The sequence below is a fragment of the Alteromonas sp. CyTr2 genome (genome assembly GCF_947311905.1).
Classification (GTDB): Bacteria; Pseudomonadota; Gammaproteobacteria; order Enterobacterales; family Alteromonadaceae; genus Alteromonas; species Alteromonas macleodii.
This window is the reverse complement of the sequence record NZ_CAMZMZ010000011.1, coordinates 63621-80498: the sequence shown is the minus strand read 5'-3', so window position 1 is coordinate 80498 and position 16878 is coordinate 63621. Positions and strand designations below refer to the sequence as shown.

16 protein-coding genes and 1 pseudogene are annotated in these 16878 nt (G+C 46.8%); 2 read left to right on the top strand and 15 right to left on the bottom strand.

Annotation, left to right across the window (positions count from 1 at the left end):
• Positions 1 to 175 precede the first annotated feature (175 nt).
• A pseudogene (locus tag QME20_RS08440) lies at positions 176 to 728 on the top strand (DUF1499 domain-containing protein).
• Between the two features lie 74 nt (positions 729 to 802).
• On the opposite strand, the gene QME20_RS08435 reads toward QME20_RS08440, so the two are convergent.
• Positions 803 to 1120, bottom strand: a complete 318-nt coding sequence (locus QME20_RS08435) for a multidrug efflux SMR transporter (protein ID WP_014947823.1) — start codon at positions 1118 to 1120, stop codon at positions 803 to 805.
• Positions 1121 to 1235: 115 nt separating this feature from the next.
• On the bottom strand, positions 1236 to 1838 hold the full coding sequence (locus QME20_RS08430; RefSeq protein ID WP_281715780.1) for a LysE family transporter: 603 nt from the start codon (positions 1836 to 1838) through the stop codon (positions 1236 to 1238).
• A 177-nt stretch (positions 1839 to 2015) separates the two neighbouring features.
• On the opposite strand from QME20_RS08430, the gene QME20_RS08425 reads away from it, so the two are divergent.
• Complete coding sequence (locus tag QME20_RS08425) at positions 2016 to 2900, top strand: ArgP/LysG family DNA-binding transcriptional regulator (RefSeq protein ID WP_281715779.1); 885 nt, start codon at positions 2016 to 2018, stop codon at positions 2898 to 2900.
• 223 nt (positions 2901 to 3123) lie between these two features.
• Here QME20_RS08425 and QME20_RS08420 read toward each other — a convergent pair whose 3' ends face one another.
• The 13 genes from QME20_RS08420 to rpoZ form a co-directional block, all read right to left on the bottom strand.
• Positions 3124 to 3432, bottom strand: coding sequence for a hypothetical protein (locus QME20_RS08420; protein WP_281715778.1), 309 nt, complete (start codon positions 3430 to 3432; stop codon positions 3124 to 3126).
• 254 nt (positions 3433 to 3686) lie between these two features.
• Complete coding sequence (locus tag QME20_RS08415) at positions 3687 to 4868, bottom strand: NAD(P)/FAD-dependent oxidoreductase (protein ID WP_168533141.1); 1182 nt, start codon at positions 4866 to 4868, stop codon at positions 3687 to 3689.
• Between the two features lie 2 nt (positions 4869 to 4870).
• Entirely contained in the window at positions 4871 to 5902 is a 1032-nt protein-coding gene (locus tag QME20_RS08410) for an ABC transporter ATP-binding protein (protein WP_168533143.1), read from the bottom strand.
• Positions 5902 to 7422: an iron ABC transporter permease gene (locus QME20_RS08405; RefSeq protein WP_281715777.1), complete on the bottom strand. Its 1521-nt coding sequence runs from the start codon at positions 7420 to 7422 to the stop codon at positions 5902 to 5904. Before QME20_RS08405 ends, QME20_RS08410 begins: the two co-directional genes overlap by 1 nt.
• Complete coding sequence (locus QME20_RS08400; protein ID WP_014975320.1) at positions 7419 to 8453, bottom strand: extracellular solute-binding protein; 1035 nt, start codon at positions 8451 to 8453, stop codon at positions 7419 to 7421. The genes QME20_RS08405 and QME20_RS08400 overlap by 4 nt, the downstream gene beginning before the upstream one ends.
• A gap of 9 nt (positions 8454 to 8462) precedes the next feature.
• Positions 8463 to 9272 (bottom strand): hypothetical protein, encoded by an 810-nt coding sequence (locus tag QME20_RS08395; RefSeq protein WP_014947811.1) that lies wholly within the window; start codon positions 9270 to 9272, stop codon positions 8463 to 8465.
• Positions 9273 to 9683: 411 nt separating this feature from the next.
• Entirely contained in the window at positions 9684 to 10157 is a 474-nt protein-coding gene (locus tag QME20_RS08390) for a peroxiredoxin (protein ID WP_061093922.1), read from the bottom strand.
• Between the two features lie 9 nt (positions 10158 to 10166).
• Complete coding sequence (locus QME20_RS08385) at positions 10167 to 10943, bottom strand: class I SAM-dependent methyltransferase (RefSeq protein ID WP_168462690.1); 777 nt, start codon at positions 10941 to 10943, stop codon at positions 10167 to 10169.
• On the bottom strand, positions 10936 to 13008 hold the full coding sequence (gene recG, locus QME20_RS08380) for an ATP-dependent DNA helicase RecG (RefSeq protein WP_049587128.1): 2073 nt from the start codon (positions 13006 to 13008) through the stop codon (positions 10936 to 10938). The genes QME20_RS08385 and recG overlap by 8 nt, the downstream gene beginning before the upstream one ends.
• A gap of 194 nt (positions 13009 to 13202) precedes the next feature.
• Positions 13203 to 13910, bottom strand: coding sequence for a tRNA (guanosine(18)-2'-O)-methyltransferase TrmH (trmH, locus tag QME20_RS08375; protein WP_014975317.1), 708 nt, complete (start codon positions 13908 to 13910; stop codon positions 13203 to 13205).
• Between the two features lie 3 nt (positions 13911 to 13913).
• Entirely contained in the window at positions 13914 to 14300 is a 387-nt protein-coding gene (locus QME20_RS08370) for a RidA family protein (RefSeq protein ID WP_281715776.1), read from the bottom strand.
• 24 nt (positions 14301 to 14324) lie between these two features.
• Positions 14325 to 16436 (bottom strand): bifunctional GTP diphosphokinase/guanosine-3',5'-bis pyrophosphate 3'-pyrophosphohydrolase, encoded by a 2112-nt coding sequence (gene spoT / locus QME20_RS08365; protein WP_039226917.1) that lies wholly within the window; start codon positions 16434 to 16436, stop codon positions 14325 to 14327.
• Between the two features lie 142 nt (positions 16437 to 16578).
• A complete protein-coding gene (rpoZ, locus tag QME20_RS08360) occupies positions 16579 to 16851 on the bottom strand; it encodes a DNA-directed RNA polymerase subunit omega (RefSeq protein WP_014947805.1) in 273 nt (90 codons plus the stop codon).
• Between the last annotated feature and the right edge of the window lie 27 nt (positions 16852 to 16878).

Sequence of the window (16878 nt, the reverse complement as noted above, 5' to 3'; positions counted from 1 at the left end):
TAGGGTTCATCCAGGGCCTGCTGGCCTTTGATGTACGTTAAAGACCAACAGCCCTAGTGTACAAACATGTTAAATATTGGCCTAGTACCGATTTTATTGCTAGAAAGTAATCCAAAACGCAACGTTCACTGTTAAAGTAGCTTAGTAAAAATAAAATAATAACTTTGGAGTTCACTTGAAAGCACTCATTGCCCTTACCAGTATTGTCGGTTTTCTTATGGTGGTATTACCCGGCCCCCTTTATCAGTATGCCGGTGAGCAGGATGAGCAAAGCCAGCGCAGTTCCTCCAATCCATGACATTACTACCGATGTCACTAATCCGCCGGAATTCGTTGCAATTACACCGCTATGCGAAGGTGCGCCTAACTCCATCGCTTATGAAGGCGGTGAAGTCACTAAGCAGCAACTAGAAGCTTACCCTGAAATTAAAACTCAATTGCTGCCGCAACCCGCAAATGAGGTCTACATCGCTGCAGAAAAAGCCATAGAGGCGCTTGGATGGGAACGCGTTAACGACGGCGCATTGCCGAACACCTTGGAAGCCACCGACACCACAGCGTGGTTTGGTTTTAAAGACGACGTAGTTATTCGTCTAACCGCTAAAAGCGATGACACACTGGTTGATATCCGCAGCAAATCACGAGTAGGGAAAAGTGATTTAGGCAAGAATGCTGAACGTATCGAAACCTTTATGGCAGAGCTTAGAAACCAACTTGGATATCACTAAAACCTGACCACCCGCTTAAAAAACAAAGCCCGTTCGCACTAAGCTAACGGGCTTTTTTGTAATTGGACCTAACTTTAGTGGGCCAACTTTAAGACAACGACTCCTGCAACAATAAGCGCTACGCCGAAATATCGTGCCAATGACGAGGGGTCGCCATAAAACATAACACCCACTAAAAATGTGCCCGCGGCGCCAATTCCTGTCCACACAGCGTACGCCGTTCCAATTGGAATTTGTTTTTGCGCCATCCATAAACAAAAACCACTGGCAGCCATAAACCCAACCGCAAGTAAAATACCCATTACGCGGGTTTCCGCCTCTTGTGACATTTTTAGTCCAACAGGCCAACCAATTTCCAGAAGGCCCGCCACAATCAAATAAATCCAGCTCACCAGTCTATCCCTCTCTTCGCGCTCATCGTCAACTATCACAGGTGCGTAGCGTACCGTCTTAAATCATAAAGCGTACTCGACGCGTCGTAATATTTTGCTATTTAGCGCTTTTGCCTTACAAACTCGCCAACTGAATACTTACCATACCTAATACCGCAGCATTAAGACGGTTAAACCAACGCCAGAAATTAGGGCGCTGCATATGGTGCGCAAAACGTGCGGTTAAGGTACTCAAACCTACGAACCAAACTACAGATGCACCAATAGCTCCACCCACAAACCACCATTTATTTTCTTGCCACTGACTCGCTAAGTTTCCCATCAACAATAAAGTGTCTAGGTAAAAGTGGGGGTTTAACCAGGTTACTGCCAACGCGATGAGCAGTGCTTTTTTGAACGACAGTTGCTTTTTCGCCATTTCTAAAACAAGCGCGTCGTTGGCCAAAGATGATTTTATTTTGTTAAAAGCAATCCACAGTAAGAACGCCACACCAGCCCACTTGGTGGTAGACACCAGCATTGGGTATTCCTGCAATAGCAAGCCAAAGCCCATCGCACCTAAACTTATTGAGATGGCATCGCTTAGGATAAACAGCAGGACAAACAAGGTTGTCCACTGTCGCTTCATCGATTGCTCAATCAAAAAACTGTTTTGTGCGCCTACTGCAATAATTAGGGTACCGCCCATCACGAAACCACTTGTTGCTGCCGCCAACATGATAAATGCCTCTTAGTGTAAATAAGTTCAAACGCCATAGCTGTAACGCGGTTTAAGGTTACATGCTGAATAATTGGCTTGATTTTATACACCTTGAAAGACTAAATTAAATTAATGATATTTGTTTTGAATAAGTAAAATTAATACTTATAACCTTCTTTTCACAGGTAGTCATTAATGTTGGATTACGACGCGCTTCGATGCTTTCATGAAGTGTTACGCTACGGCGGATTTGAAAAAGGTGCACAGGCCCTAAACCTCACCCAGTCGGCGGTATCGCAAAAAATAAAACGGCTAGAGCAGAGTGTGGGCGGGCCAGTGATGGTTCGCACCAAGCCACTTCGCGCTACGCCACTAGGAAAAGAGCTGCTGGCGCATATTCAAAAAGTAAGCGTATTAGAAGAAGCGTTGAATATACAAAGTGGATTAGAAGCGTCGGCTGCACCTATAAGCGTTGCCGTGAATAACGATGTGCTGGCTACCTGGTTCTCGCAAGTAATGGCCGCGTTTAGTGATAAGCGTGCCAACCCGATTCATATTGTTAATGCGGATCAAACTCAAACCCGAGATATATTACAGCAAGGCCGTGTAATGGCTTGCATTAGCCAAACAGGTACACCCGTTACCGGTGGGCAATCTATAAGACTGGGGACTATGCGCTATCAACTTTATGCATCGCCTCGCTTCATTGAGCGATACCTGCATAAAGAAATATCCCCCCAGAGCGTGATGAGTACACCGGGTTTGCTGTACGACGAATACGATGTGACTTTGCTGACTGATTATCAACGAGAGTGTTTAAACATAGCCCCCTCTTTTACAACTTGTCATTGGTATCCATCGTCTCATGGCTTTGTCAAAATGGCGCTAGATGGCGTGGTGTGGGCTTTGCTACCCACGCTTCAAGTTGAACAAGAGGTTAACGAAGGCTATCTCGTTCCGTTATTCCCTCAAAAAGAGCTTGGAGTACCGTTATTTTGGCATTGGACAACCCTTGAATCGGCAGCGCTTGCCGACTTGACCAATGCCGTAAAGAATATAGCGAAAGCGCAGCTTAAATGACCCTAATACACTGCGTGTGTGATACGTTGCTGGAAGGGTAATTAAGAAGACGCAAATTGAGCCGTTTTATGCTTCTCCTTAACGCTGTACATCAGTTTATCTGCTTTATTTAACAGGGTGGTGAGATCTTTGCAGCGTTCATTTGTGATGTAGGTGCCTACGCTTGCCGTAACAGAAGTAACAGCAATGTATACATTGCTTCTGAGCTAACGATTCGTTCCTATTAACGTCTTTCTATTGCAGGAATCTCAATATATGCATCGGGATCAGATTCTTTTAGCGCATTAAGTTTACGTTTTCTTGTCGCTCGCTCATCAATAGTTTCACCAAAAACCTGTACATGTAAGTCGGCAATCAGCGCCTTGCCCTGTTCATTGGTAATTATCCCTAGAAGCTCGCCAGCGTGCATAAATCCTTGTACCCGATATTTCTCAGCATCGACTTTTTTACCGTTTTTGCTGGCTGTATAAAGCGCGATAAGCTGTTCGGTACAAGTATCTAAAAAACGTACCTTCTGTTTCTCATCAATCATTATCTTATTCTTTCCTTCGGTGGCTTGTATACAGACACCTTAGCGAGATTTTGATGCTATGGGTAGATGTAAGCTTAACTATGCGAGTTCAAATAGCGTTAGGCTTGGTTGCTGCCTTGGTATTTGCCCCCATTGTTGTTGCAAAGGGAAATGCTCATCATTGGGAAACGTCACCCCATCATTTATCTGCATTGGTAGGTACCACTTACACAAAAGAGTGCGGTGGTTGCTGGATTAGCAATTGGTATGTCGTTTTAAACCACTTGCCCTGCTGCCCAACCACTGCTCCATGCCCACTGGAAATTAAAGCCACCGAGCCAACCGGTAACGTCAACCACTTCGCCAATGAAGTACAGACCTTCTACGTTTTTCGCCATCATTGTTTTTGATGATAGGTCATTGGTATCTACACCGCCTATAGTAACCTCGGCGGTGCGATATCCTTCTGTGCCGTTTGGCTTTATTTGCCAATTCTCTAGGGTGTCAGCAATGGCGTCGCACTCGCCGTGAGTCAGCTGTTTCACCGGCACGTTGCGCCAACTATGATACTCAATAAGGCTCTGTACCATACGCTTTGGAAATACTTTATTTAAACAGGTAGCAAGCAATGCGTCTGGCGTCTCTGTGCGTGCAGTTTGTAGAAGCGCCGTAGCATCGTCGTTAGGTAGCATGTTGATACTTAAGCTGTCACCCGCTTCCCAATAGCTGGAAATTTGGAGCATGGCAGGGCCGCTCAACCCTCGGTGGGTAAACAACATCGCTTCTTTAAACGTAGTGTCGTTGCAGCTGGCATATACATCAACTGCGATACCGCTAAGCTCTGCCAGTGTGTCTTTATCTTTATCGTGCAAGGTAAAGGGAACAAGTGCTGCACGAGTAGGTAATACGTTAAGACCAAATTGCTGCGCTATTTTGTAGCCGAATGGCGTGGCACCTAGCTTGGGCATGCTTAAACCGCCGGTAGCAATTACAAGGGAGTCACATTCATACTCACCATTCGAGGTTGTAAGTGAGTACCCACTTTCATTCTTTTCAACACTTAGAATCTCGCAACGAGTAGTAATCGTCACATCCGCTTTGTTGCACTCATTAAGCAGTAAATCGACGATCTCTTTGGCGCTATCATCACAAAACAATTGGCCTAAGGTTTTTTCATGGTAGGCAATGCCATACTCGGCAACCAAGCCAATAAAGTCCCATTGAGTATAGCGACTTAGTGCCGACTTACAAAAGTGAGGGTTTTGCGAAAGAAAGTTTTCAGGGCCTGCATACATGTTAGTGAAGTTACAGCGGCCACCTCCTGACATCAGGATTTTTCGGCCCACTTTTTTAGCGTGATCGAGCACTTCTACGCTGCGTCCGCGCGCGCCGGCCTGCGCCGCACAAAAAAGCCCTGCAGCTCCTGCACCAATAACAATTACATCGCGCTTGATCACAATTAACCTCTAGGAAAAACGGCCAATGGATGTGTGGTTATTAACTGTACGAAGGCGCGAGTACCGGGCTTTATAGCATTTTCGTGGCTTACTCGTACTTTAAGCTCGTCGCCGCAATCTAAGACAACCGCGTAAAGCCGACTTTCGCCTTCGTAGCGTACCCATTCAACCGTACAGTTAGTTTCACTTAGTGCAGCATCTAAGCTTAAATCGTCAGGGCGTACCAACAAGTCTACGTTGCCGCTTGCACCTTGAAGCGGTGTGCCCGGCACATTACCAATATCGGTAACCACTGTTTTGTCTGTATTTGCTGCGCTGCTATCGAACGTCGCACTTAAGAAGCTCGCTTCGCCCATAAAACGCGCCACAAAACGGCTGGCAGGAGAAGAGTAACAGGCTTCAGGTGTGTCTAATTGCTCAAGCACACCTTTATTAAGTATACCCACTCTATCGCCAACGCTTAGCGCCTCTTCTTGATCGTGCGTTACCCAAATAGCAGGTACGCCTGCTTTTTTTAAGGCATCGCGAATTTCCCAGCGCAAGCTGTCTTTTAGCGCAGCATCAAGGTTTGAAAGGGGTTCGTCTAGCAATACAAAGGAAGGTTCGTGAGCTAGCGTTCTTGCTAGCGCAACGCGCTGCTTTTGACCGCCAGAAAGACGTGCAGGTTTTGCATCGCGGAAGTTATCTAGGCCTAATAATTGAAGCCAATGATCGGCCAGCTTAGTGTCTTTTAAACGAAAGCAAACGTTCTGCTGAACGGTAAGATGAGGAAACAACGCAAAGTCTTGAAACACCATACCCACGTTACGCTTTTCAGGCGGAACATGTTTGTTTGCTGTACTTTCCCATTCACCTAGGCTCATAGCACCTTCTGAAATAGGAATAAGCCCAGCCAACGCTTGCAAAATGGTGGTTTTACCGCAGCCGGTTGGCCCCACCAGCATCAGGATTTCGTCTTGTCCAAGCTCAAGATTTAACTTGTCGACAACGCGGGTAGACCCATAATTCACAGACAAATTATTTACACTAAGCATTACGAACGATCATCCTCGGTAACGGTAAACTGGGCTTTTCTTTCGCCCGACAGCATGAGAATTAACCCCACACCTGATAATAAAACAAGTAAAAGCCCCGGCACGGCTGCGCGGCCAAAGTAACCCGCTTCGTAAACACGCCACATATAGGTAGCTAAGGTTTCAAATCCTGTAGGTCCTAACATTAGCGTTGCAGGTAGTTCGCGCATGGCCTCTAAAAACACAAGCGCTGCGCCCGCTATCATACCACGAAGGGTTAACGGCAGCGTAATTCGCATAAATGCCTCACGCGGGCTAGCGCCTAGCACACGAGCGGCTTTTACCAGACCTGAATCAATATTCTCAGCCGTACTTCTTACACTTCCCACAGCAAGTGGGATAAAGCGCAGTACATAAGCCATTACAAGCAGACTTAACGTTTGATAGAGCGCGGGCAACTGCAGGCCAACATAAACAAGGGCCGTCCCCATTACGATACCCGGAACCCCAAAGCCAAAATAAGTAATGCGCTCCATAAAGCGTCCAGCTTTTCCGGCAATAGCGGCATGAGCCACCGGAATGGCGAGTAATACAGCAACAATCGCTGCAATAAATGACGCATGAGCTGAGTTCCACGCATAGCTAAATTCAAAACCGCCGGCGCCTTCTCGCACTAACCACAGCGTAAAAATAGCAAGGGGAAGCACAATAGCCATAAATACCACCGGCATAGTAGCCAGCAACATTAGATTTCGCTGCCAGCGAGCAGGAAACAACGATAAATGCTTACCTGGGCGCTCTTGAGCGCCACTAATACGACTTTCTATAAATAGAATAAGCCCAACAATAATCATAAGCTGAAGGCTCAGCATAGCGGCTTGACTAAGACCGAAGGCGTTATACTCAACAAAGATAACACGGGTAAAAGTGTCGAAGCCCATTATTGCAGGCGTACCGAAATCGGATAACGCATAAAGTGCAGCAAGGAGTGCCCCTGCGGCAACGCTATTCACAACACGCGGTAAAACCACTCGCCATAAGCTTGCGCCTAAGGTTAACCCTAGCGTGCGCGCCGCGTTAACCAAACTTGCATCTAAACTCAGTAAGCTTGAACGGGTTGTCATCATGACAAATGGATAAGTATAAAGGCTCATGACCAGCGCAGAGCCCCAAAGGCCGCTGATAGGTGGAGTGCTAATTCCCAGCACATTTTCAATTTCGCCACCTGTGCCAAATGAAAAGTACATCGCAAATGCGCCAATGTAGCTTGGTAGTGCTAATGGCGCGGCAAGTAAAATGAGCCAAAACCGCTTAAATGGCATCTGCACATAAGCGGTTAAAAAGGCAAGCGGCACTCCGATAAGTACAGAGCCAATAATGGTAAGCACCACCAATGACACCGTGTTCGCTAGTACCCTTAGGTTATGGGTATCGAAAAGTTGCGCACTATCTTGAGCTAGAGAAAACAAAACGCCGACGGGCAATAAAGCCATCAGCGCGATAAGAAGTGCCAGTGGATACGACTTTGGCCAATTTGTCACAGTACGCCAACTTCCCTCATAAGATTAAGTGTAGGGCGTAAGTCAGCCAGTTTACGAAGGTCCATTTCAGGCGGTGACAGCGTACTTAGGTCAGCTAAGCCTTGCGGCTGTTCAACCCCCTGAACCAGAGGAATTTCGTAGGCTTCGCGAGCAAGATAAGACTGAACTTCGTGCGAAAGCAGGTAACGAATGAAGTTAACCGGCAAGTCACCGTCGCTCAATGCCACAATACCAGACGCATTTACTAGGCAACCTGCGTCGCTTTTACTGTACGCAAGCGCTACGTTTGCGTTCGGCTTACCTGATTTAAGGCGAAGGGTGTAGTAGTGATTCGCAAAGCCGATATCGACTTCACCACGTTCAACGCCCATCACTACACCAAGTTCACCTGCGTACTTTTTCGAGTGCTTATTAATGCCTTTAAGCCATGATTTAGTGGCTTTATCGCCCTCTAAAATGCGCATTGCAGTGACAAAAGACTGAAACGATGAGTAGGCGGGTGCCCAGCCAATTTTTAAATCGCTGTCGGCTAATGCCATCACGCTTTCAGGGATTTGCTCCGGTTTAACACGCTCAGTGTTATAAGGCAGTGTACGCACACGACCTGTTACCGGTGACCAGCTCGGATACTGAAAATCTTCACGCAGCTGCGCAGTAAGGTCGTCTGGCAACGGCTTAGCCGCGCCAGCATCAGTAACCATGCCAATAGAGCCCGTGTCTACGGCCCAGAAAAGGTCGGCGCGTTTAACGCCTGCCTTAGTCTCAGCTACGATGGTGTTGGCTAATGCCGCAGAGCCGCCGCGTCTTATTTTAAGATTAAGCTTTGGATTGCGCTTTTCGATGGCCTTTAGAACATTCTCGTACAAGCCACCTTCACCACGACCTAAGTAAAGTGTAAGATCACCTTCCAATTTAGGCAGTGACTCAACTGACACACTGCCTGTTTGTGTCATAGCGTGAGCAAAACTAAACGGCAAACCAGATAATGCACCGGCCGCTGCTAAGCCTTGTAAGAATGTTCTACGTTGCATACACCTTCCTTAAAATACGTCTTTACGACTTTGTTCTACTTCAACCAAAAGTGCGCGAGCGCGGTCAAGTTTGGCCTGCATAGACTCTACGACCTTACGAACTGAATCAACGCCAGTGTCTTTTGAGATAGCTTGTGGAAGCGTTACGTTAAAGTCTTTCTCCAAGTCTTCAACCAAAGCTGCGTTTTTCGCAATCAAGTCACCTTCCACACCTTCAAATCGTTGAAGGTAAGTATCGTGAACGAGTGTAGTTGCTACTTCGTGAAGCTGTTCCGCGTACTTAGCAACAACACGATCAAGACGTGTTTTAATATCGTCGATAACTTCAGGGCCTGTGGTAGGTTCTTTTTCGGTGGTTTGAACCTTGTTCACTAAGCCTTTCTTTTGATACTGGGACGCAAGTTTAACTGCGCCTAACGCCTGCCACAAGGCATGATTTAGCTTCTCTTGCTCTACGCGTACGTCTGCAACAGGCTTGCCTTCATCAATGGCGACTTTCACACCATAAATACCTTGCCAAATAGAGGCGTAAATAGGCACATACTGGGTTTCAATAGCAGAGTGAAAATCAACCTCTTCCCAATACTCAATCAGTGCATCGGTCTTAAGCGATTTATCTTTTGCTTCATACGCATCAACAACACTGCCAAACTTGCTTTCTAACCAATGTACCTCTTCCGTATATTCGCCGATGTGCGCGTGAAGATTGTTCACGTGATCGCCAATGGCACCGTTAGCAAGCGCCTGAGAAGATAGCATCGAGAAAGTGACCGCAGAAGCCAGTACCAAAGCACTCATTTTTTTCAGTGTTGTTGTCATAATTATTCCTAAAACGTTTGTCTTTTCACGCAAATGATACTTATTATCATTAATCAAGTAAAGGTAACTGAACGAGCCCACATGCTAAGTAACGTAGTGTGTTAGCCCTTATTTTTTCTGCACTTCCGACACAGAATACTGCATGTTAGTTCATTAACCTTCACTGAACGTACTGATATTCAACGCTATTTACAGAGCGCCAGATCATACATAGATTACATTTTAATGAAAATCCCGACCAGCATACACATAAGTAAAGAATACCAATTCGCATAGATAGTTGCCCACTCAGAAGGCGCTGGTAATTATCTATGCGGACTGGTATTAACGAATCTTTACAAACATCTGAACGAAAAAAGCCCGCAACCTTAGTTGCGGGCTCTTGATATTATTAACGCAGTAATTTCGGTGTTACAGGCTATCTAGCATGGTTTGCGCATCGCTAACGTCGAAACGACCTGGGTCTTCAACGTTTAGCTTTTTCACTTCGCCATCTTCCACAAGCATTGAATAACGTAACGAACGCAAGCCGCCGAAATTGCCCGTGTTCATGTCTAAGCCAATTTGCTTGGTAAAGAAACCATTGCCGTCTGCCAGCATTATGATCTCTTCAGCATTGCTTGCTTTGCCCCATGCATCCATAACAAATGCATCGTTCACGCTTAAGCAAATAATACTATCAATACCTTTGGCTTTAAGCTTATCAGCAAGCGCTACATAGCCTGGCAAGTGGGCTTGAGAACAGGTCGGCGTGAATGCACCGGGTACCGCAAACAATACGACGCGCTTATCTGAAAACAACTCGTTAGTTCCTGGGTTGGTTATCTCGCCATTTACTAAAAGGCTAAAATCTACTTCAGGCAAAGTGCCCCCAATTTGTATCATGCTACTCTCCTAGATTTTGTGACACAAATACACATCAAATCTGTGTTTTTTGCTTTCAATAGCCATTGATGCTTTTATTCCTGCCAGCACGTCTGCACTGTTTGGGCGTTTCACCACTACCCGATGCGTGGCTAGCTCTAGTGCTGGCGGTAACAGCGCATCTGCGTCTGGGTCATGACCAAGCAGTTGCTGAAACAGCCGCATTTCCTTTTTCACCAAGGCTGACTTCTTTTTGTGCGGGAACATGGGGTCTAAGTAAATAGCGTTCACATTCTCACCAGTGAAGTATTGCATTACCTCAGCACTATTTCCATGTTGAAGCGACATTTTAGCTGCAAGTTCCGGAAAACTAAGCGCTAATCTGCGAATACCATCTTCAAGCAAGGCGGCAACCACAGGCGATCGCTCTATCATTGTGACCTTACAGCCAACGCTTACCAAAACAAAGGCATCACGACCTAGCCCAGGCGTTGCATCCACTACGTGCCATGCTTCATTGCCTTTAAGACCAATGGCCTTAACAATGGGCTCTTTGCGCCCACCGCCGTACTGCTTGCGATACAAACTTGCCGGCGAAGCAAAATCAACCTCTACCGGATTCACTTTTTTCTCACCTGCGTCGGCAAGCCCTAGCACGCCGTTTTGTACCTGCAAATACAAGCCTTCGCTAGGCTTTTCACTGCTGCTAACAACAGGAAAACCCCACTTTTCGCTGATTGCACTAATTAATGCAGCGTCATCGCTATTGGTGTCATCACAAATAATTAAAGGCACATGATTAAGCATGACCGTACTGCTCCTTATGCCCTATCCATCTATTAATGATGGCTTGAGCGTGAGAGGGGTATTTGTCCCAAAGGGTATAGGCAATTTCCTGAACCTTAGGGATAAGAGCGGCGTCGCGTACTAGGTCTGCTATTTTAAGTTCGGCCATTCCCGTTTGCTTAGTACCCATAAATTCACCCGGGCCACGAATTTCCAAATCGCGCTGGGCAATATAAAACCCGTCGTTAGATTCGCGCAATACGCCAAGGCGCTGAGTAGCGGTTTTCGATAGTGGGCTCTGGTACATAAGTACACACTGACTTTCTACCGCACCACGCCCCACTCGGCCTCTAAGCTGGTGAAGCTGTGCTAAACCCAATCGTTCAGGGTTTTCAATGATCATGATGCTGGCATTAGGTACGTCTACGCCTACTTCAATAACGGTAGTCGCTACCAATAAATCCAGCTTTCCGTCTTTAAAGTCGGCCATAACCTGCGCTTTTTCAGCAGGCTTTAAACGCCCGTGTACCAAACCAACGTGTAGGTCTGGCAGCGCAGTACGAAGGGTAACCGCAGCGTCTTCTGCTGCCTGACACTCCAACACTTCCGACTCATCAATTAGCGTACACACCCAGTAGGCTTGGCGGCCGTTTTCTTTACAGGCCTGACGTACGCGCTCTATCACATCGGCGCGGCGTGTATCGGGTAATACCACGGTTTGCACCGGTGTTCTGCCCGGTGGCAACTCATCAATAACCGAGGTGTCTAAATCGGCATAGGCTGTCATGGCCAACGTTCTTGGAATAGGCGTCGCCGTCATAATTAGCTGATGAGGGTAGCGACCTTGCTGCTCGCCTTTATCTCGCAGGGCCAAACGTTGATGCACACCAAAGCGGTGTTGTTCATCTACAATAACTAGCGCTAGCTGCTGGTAATTTACGCTTTCCTGGAAGATGGCGTGAGTACCCACCAACATTTGAATATCGCCAGCTTCTAAGCGGGCTAATACTTCATTGCGGGCTTTGCCTTTCAGCTTTCCGGCAAGCCAACCTACTTCAATACCTAAAGGTTCTAGCCAGCCACGAAAGTTATTGGCATGCTGTTCAGCCAACAGCTCAGTAGGTGCCATTAACGCTACCTGATGCCCTGCACCAATGGCTGATAGCGCGGCCAGTGCCGCAACTAAGGTTTTGCCCGACCCTACATCGCCTTGTACAAGGCGCATCATAGGCCGCGCATGCTGCATATCTTTTTGAATGTCTTGTACCACGCGAGCCTGAGCACCCGTTGGTGAAAATGGTAATTGGGCAAGCATTTTATCGATAAGCGGCTGATTCACCTTAATGGGAATGCCAGGCTGCGCATCTGATAGCTTTCGCACTTTAAGCACACTAAGGTGATGAGACAGCAGCTCTTCAAGAATTAACCGATACTGGGCAGGGTGCAACCCCTCTTCCATTTCGTGAACGTCGACATCAGGCGGCGGCCTGTGTACCAGATGAAGGGCCTCGTTCAGGCTTATTTGATTATCGTAAATACCGTCGGGCAGCAAATCGGCCAGCGCCCCTTTATCCAAAAGCTTTAAAGCTTGGTCAGTCAAATTACGAAGGGTTAGCTGTTTTACACCGTCGGTAGTGGGATAAACCGGGGTTAGTGATTCTTCTGATGGTGGCGCGTCTTCATCCACAAGCTTAAACTCTGGGTGCATCATCTCAATGCCCCACTTGCCAGTACGCACTTCTCCAAAACAGCGCACCGTGTTGCCTGGTGTCATGATTGAACGCTGCACCGCACCAAAGTGGAAAAAGCGTAAGGTTATGGTACCAGTACCGTCGCTAAGCTTGACCACCAGCATGCGCTTCTTTCCGTACTGAATGTCGGCGCTCATTACCTGGCCCTGCACGCTTACATGAGTAAACGGGCGGCACTCTGCCACGCTATAAATACGGGTTCTGTCTTCGTAGCGGTGAGGAAGATGAAACAGAATATCTTGAAGGGTAAACAAACCTATTTTGTTAAGCTTTTCTGCCACCTTTGCGCCTACGCCTTTAAGCGCAGTAATGGGTGTAGTGGCCAGTGCTTGCATCAAGCGATATCCTTCTTTTGGAACATTAACTATTTAACCTTTGAATTGGCACAAGCTGGTGTTATTCAACATGTTATAGGAAAAGAAGTGTAAAGGATTGTTGAGGGGTTGGCGAGTACGCTTTAGGCCAGTTTTTTACGCTGGCCCCTATACAAGTACGAGCAAAACTAAAAGTGCTACCAATAGGTTAGGCCCTAGTCGGCCTCTAGCGCGTTTGCTTCTGCTTTTGTGATCTGCATTTCTTTCCACCAGCTATCGTCGGCATCCACTTCACCAATGGCGTTAATAGCAGGCAAAGGCAAACCTTTGCGTTGGCAAAGTTTATACAAACGCGGGTAACCATTTTGAAAGGCCAATGCTTGGCACTCTTCTTCTGGTAACTGCTGGGTGTTATACATACCTGCAATAGTACGTTGGCGCTGGGCTTCGTAAAGTACTAGCGCTGCGGCTACCGATACGTTCAACGACTGCACCATGCCCATCATAGGAATAACAATGTCGTGATCGGCAACGGCTTTCGCCTCATCAGAGGCACCGTATTTCTCTTGACCAAACAAAATAGCCGTAGGCTTGGTGTAATCAATATCACGAAAATCGACAGCGGTATCAGATAAGTGGGTTACCAGCACCTGCATACCTTGACCTTTTAATTCAGCCATCGCGTCGTTGATATTATCGTGATTGGTTTGACGCACCCATTGTTGGCTGCCCATAGCGGTGCCGCGACGAAACTGGTATTTCTTTTCCCACACGGTGTGAACGCGATGAATACCCACTGCATCACAGGTTCTCACTACTGCAGATACGTTATGCGGCTTGTGTACATTTTCAAGGCAAACCGTAAGATCTGTTTGCCTTCTTTCCAGCACTTGTCTTATGCGTTGGTAACGCTCAGGTGACATGGCTTACTCCGGCAGTTCCATTACACCATCAATTTCAATTTGTGCACCTTTAGGCAATGCCGACACCTGAACGGCTGCGCGTGCTGGGTAAGGCTTGGTGAAGTAACGGCTCATAATTTCATTAACCGTTGCAAAGTGACCTAGGTCGATAAGGAAGATGTTCACCTTCACTAAGTCGTTTGTAGTGCCGCCCGCAGCGTCACACACCGCTTTAATGTTCTCAAAAACTTGTACAGCTTGCGCTTCAAAGTCGTCAGAAACCATTTCCATAGTTTCAGCAACAAGAGGAATTTGCCCTGAAAGATAAATGGTAGTACCTGCTTTAACTGCTTGGCTGTAAGTACCAATAGCAGCAGGTGCCTTATCGGTCTGAATAATAGACTTAGACATAGTAGTTCCTAAATAGTGTAGTAATTAGTGTCGTGATTGACTATGACGAGACACTCTTTGAACTTCCGGCATGGTACGTATTTTCTTCATTACGCGAGCCAGGTGCACACGGTTGTGCGTGGTAAGTTCAAGGTCAATAAAGTAGATATTACTCTCTTTCTCTTCAGTTTGCAGACCAATGATATTGGAATCGCACCCTGAAATGGTGTTCGTTAAAGTTGCCAGTGTGCCCTGATGGTTAAACAACTCTATACGCAGTGAGGCTTTAAATTCACCTTGCGGGTTGTCGTCCCACTGCATGGGCAATACGCGTTGAGGTTCTTCTCGCGTAAGCTTGCGAATATTGTTACACCCAATTTGGTGAATAGTCATGCCGCGACCTGGGCTTAAAACCGCAACAATTTCATCGTCTGGAATAGGATGGCAACAACGAGAATAATGAACAAGCAGGCCTTCTGTGCCGCGAATAGCCACATTACCTTTCTTATCTGATAAATCTGTTGTGCTTTCACCCAATAAACGACGCGCTACAATTGCGCTTAGCTCGTTACCAAGCCCGATATCTACTAGCAAATCGTCAAAATTAGCATGCTTAGTTTCGGCCACCACACGTTCGATATCTTCGTTTGGAATATCGTCTAATTTCACGCTGCCTAACGCATGGCGAAGTAGACGGTTACCCATGTTCACCGCTTCTTGAGAGTGCTGTTTACGCAGATACTGACGAATACGGGTTCGCGCGCGAGCGCTCACAACAAAGTTTAGCCAGTTCGCATTAGGCTTAGCTTTCGGCGAGGTAATAATTTCCACGGTTTGACCGTTTTCAAGCGGCTTGCTTAAGCTAAAGTTTCTGCGCTCTACGCGCACACCTACGCAGGTATTACCCACATCGGAATGCACGGCATAAGCGAAGTCAACGGCGGTTGCGCCCATTGGCAACTCGATAATACGTCCGTCTGGTGTAAATACGTAAATTTCATCAGGGAACAGGTCGGTTTTTACCGATTCGATGAATTCAAAGGATGAGCTGGCCGATTGCTGAAGCTCAAGCAGGCTTTGCATCCACTTGCGCGCTCGAAGCTGTGCAGTGGTGCCATTATCGCCAGGCTCTTTGTAAAGCCAGTGCGCCGCCACTCCTTTGTCTGCCATTTGGTCCATTTCCTGGGTTCGAATTTGAATTTCCACAGGAATGCCGTGCGGGCCAATTAATGACGTATGCAACGACTGATAGCCGTTGGTTCGAGGGATAGCGATATAATCTTTAAAACGGTTTTCAATAGGCTTGTACAGCCCATGCATAGCACCGAGGGCGCGATAACAGTTATCTACCGATTGAACAACGATGCGAAACGCATAAATATCCATTACCTCATTGAACATAAGTTCTTTGTTTTTCATTTTGCGGTAAATGGAATACAAATGTTTTTCGCGACCCAATACATTCGACTCAATTTGGTAGGCGTCTAAACGAGTGTTCAGCTCTTCGCGAATGTTTTCGATAATCTCTTTACGATTACCGCGGGCCTGGCGCACAGCAGACTTTAGTGCGCGATGACGCATAGGGTACATGGCCTGAAAACCCAAATCTTCAAGCTCATTTTTAATGTCGTGAATACCCAAGCGGTGGGCGATTGGCGCGTAGATTTCTAGCGTTTCTAGCGCAATGCGGCGGCGCTTGTCTGGTCGTAATGACCCGAGCGTGCGCATGTTGTGCGTGCGATCAGCAAGCTTGATAAGAATAACCCTGATGTCTTGCACCATGGCCATCATCATTTTACGGAAGTTCTCCGCCTGCGCTTCCTGTTTAGTGCTAAACGCGAGTTTATCTAGCTTACTTACCCCTTCTACCAGTTCAGCAACGGTATCGCCAAAAGCTTCGGCTAAGTCTTCTTTGCTGTAATGGGTATCTTCAATAACGTCGTGAAGGAGTGCCGCCATGATCGTTTCGTGATCAAGGTGCATGTCAGCCAAAATACCGGCAACTGCAACTGGGTGAGTAATGTACGGATCGCCGCTTGAACGCATTTGTCCGTCATGCGCTTCTTGCGCAAGCACAAAAGATTCTTGTACCAACTGAACGCGGTCGGCTGGTAAGTACTCTAAAACTTTCTGCTTTAAACCTTCAAACAAATACACAGTGAAGCGTGACCCTTATCTAACGTTACAACCCTAAGAATACGTTTAATTGTGCAAGAAGCCAATACGCCAAAAGTAAAGCGCCAGTGCTTTTTTCAAAGCACTGGCGCTAAAATACCGATAAAACCGTAAAAAAGAGGTTTTATTGATCAGATAGGATGTTTGCTACTGATGCAAATTCAGCATGTTCTTGCTGCTCTTGAGCTTGAAGTTCTGCTTGTTCAAGCGTAGCAGCCGTTACCAAACCTTCTTCAATTTCACGAAGTGCTGTAACAGTTGGCTTATCGTTTTGAACGTCAACCATAGGATCTTTTCCTTCAGTGGCAATTTGACGTGCACGGCGTGCAGCAACAAGCACTAGGTCAAAGCGGTTACCAATTTTATCTACGGCATCTTCTACAGTTACGCGAGCCATGTATTTCTCCGAAAATTAGGTTGAGCA

Coding starts and splice junctions, on each gene's coding strand:
- QME20_RS08430 (WP_281715780.1), bottom strand. CDS start 1,838: ATGTTGGCGGCAGCAACAAGTGGTTTCGTGATGGGCGGTACCCTAATT.
- QME20_RS08390 (WP_061093922.1), bottom strand. CDS start 10,157: ATGATACAAATTGGGGGCACTTTGCCTGAAGTAGATTTTAGCCTTTTA.
- QME20_RS08370 (WP_281715776.1), bottom strand. CDS start 14,300: ATGTCTAAGTCTATTATTCAGACCGATAAGGCACCTGCTGCTATTGGT.
- QME20_RS08400 (WP_014975320.1), bottom strand. CDS start 8,453: ATGCAACGTAGAACATTCTTACAAGGCTTAGCAGCGGCCGGTGCATTA.
- QME20_RS08420 (WP_281715778.1), bottom strand. CDS start 3,432: ATGATTGATGAGAAACAGAAGGTACGTTTTTTAGATACTTGTACCGAA.
- rpoZ (WP_014947805.1), bottom strand. CDS start 16,851: ATGGCTCGCGTAACTGTAGAAGATGCCGTAGATAAAATTGGTAACCGC.
- recG (WP_049587128.1), bottom strand. CDS start 13,008: ATGCAAGCACTGGCCACTACACCCATTACTGCGCTTAAAGGCGTAGGC.
- QME20_RS08385 (WP_168462690.1), bottom strand. CDS start 10,943: ATGCTTAATCATGTGCCTTTAATTATTTGTGATGACACCAATAGCGAT.
- QME20_RS08410 (WP_168533143.1), bottom strand. CDS start 5,902: ATGCTTAGTGTAAATAATTTGTCTGTGAATTATGGGTCTACCCGCGTT.
- trmH (WP_014975317.1), bottom strand. CDS start 13,910: ATGTCACCTGAGCGTTACCAACGCATAAGACAAGTGCTGGAAAGAAGG.
- QME20_RS08395 (WP_014947811.1), bottom strand. CDS start 9,272: ATGACAACAACACTGAAAAAAATGAGTGCTTTGGTACTGGCTTCTGCG.
- QME20_RS08425 (WP_281715779.1), top strand. CDS start 2,016: ATGTTGGATTACGACGCGCTTCGATGCTTTCATGAAGTGTTACGCTAC.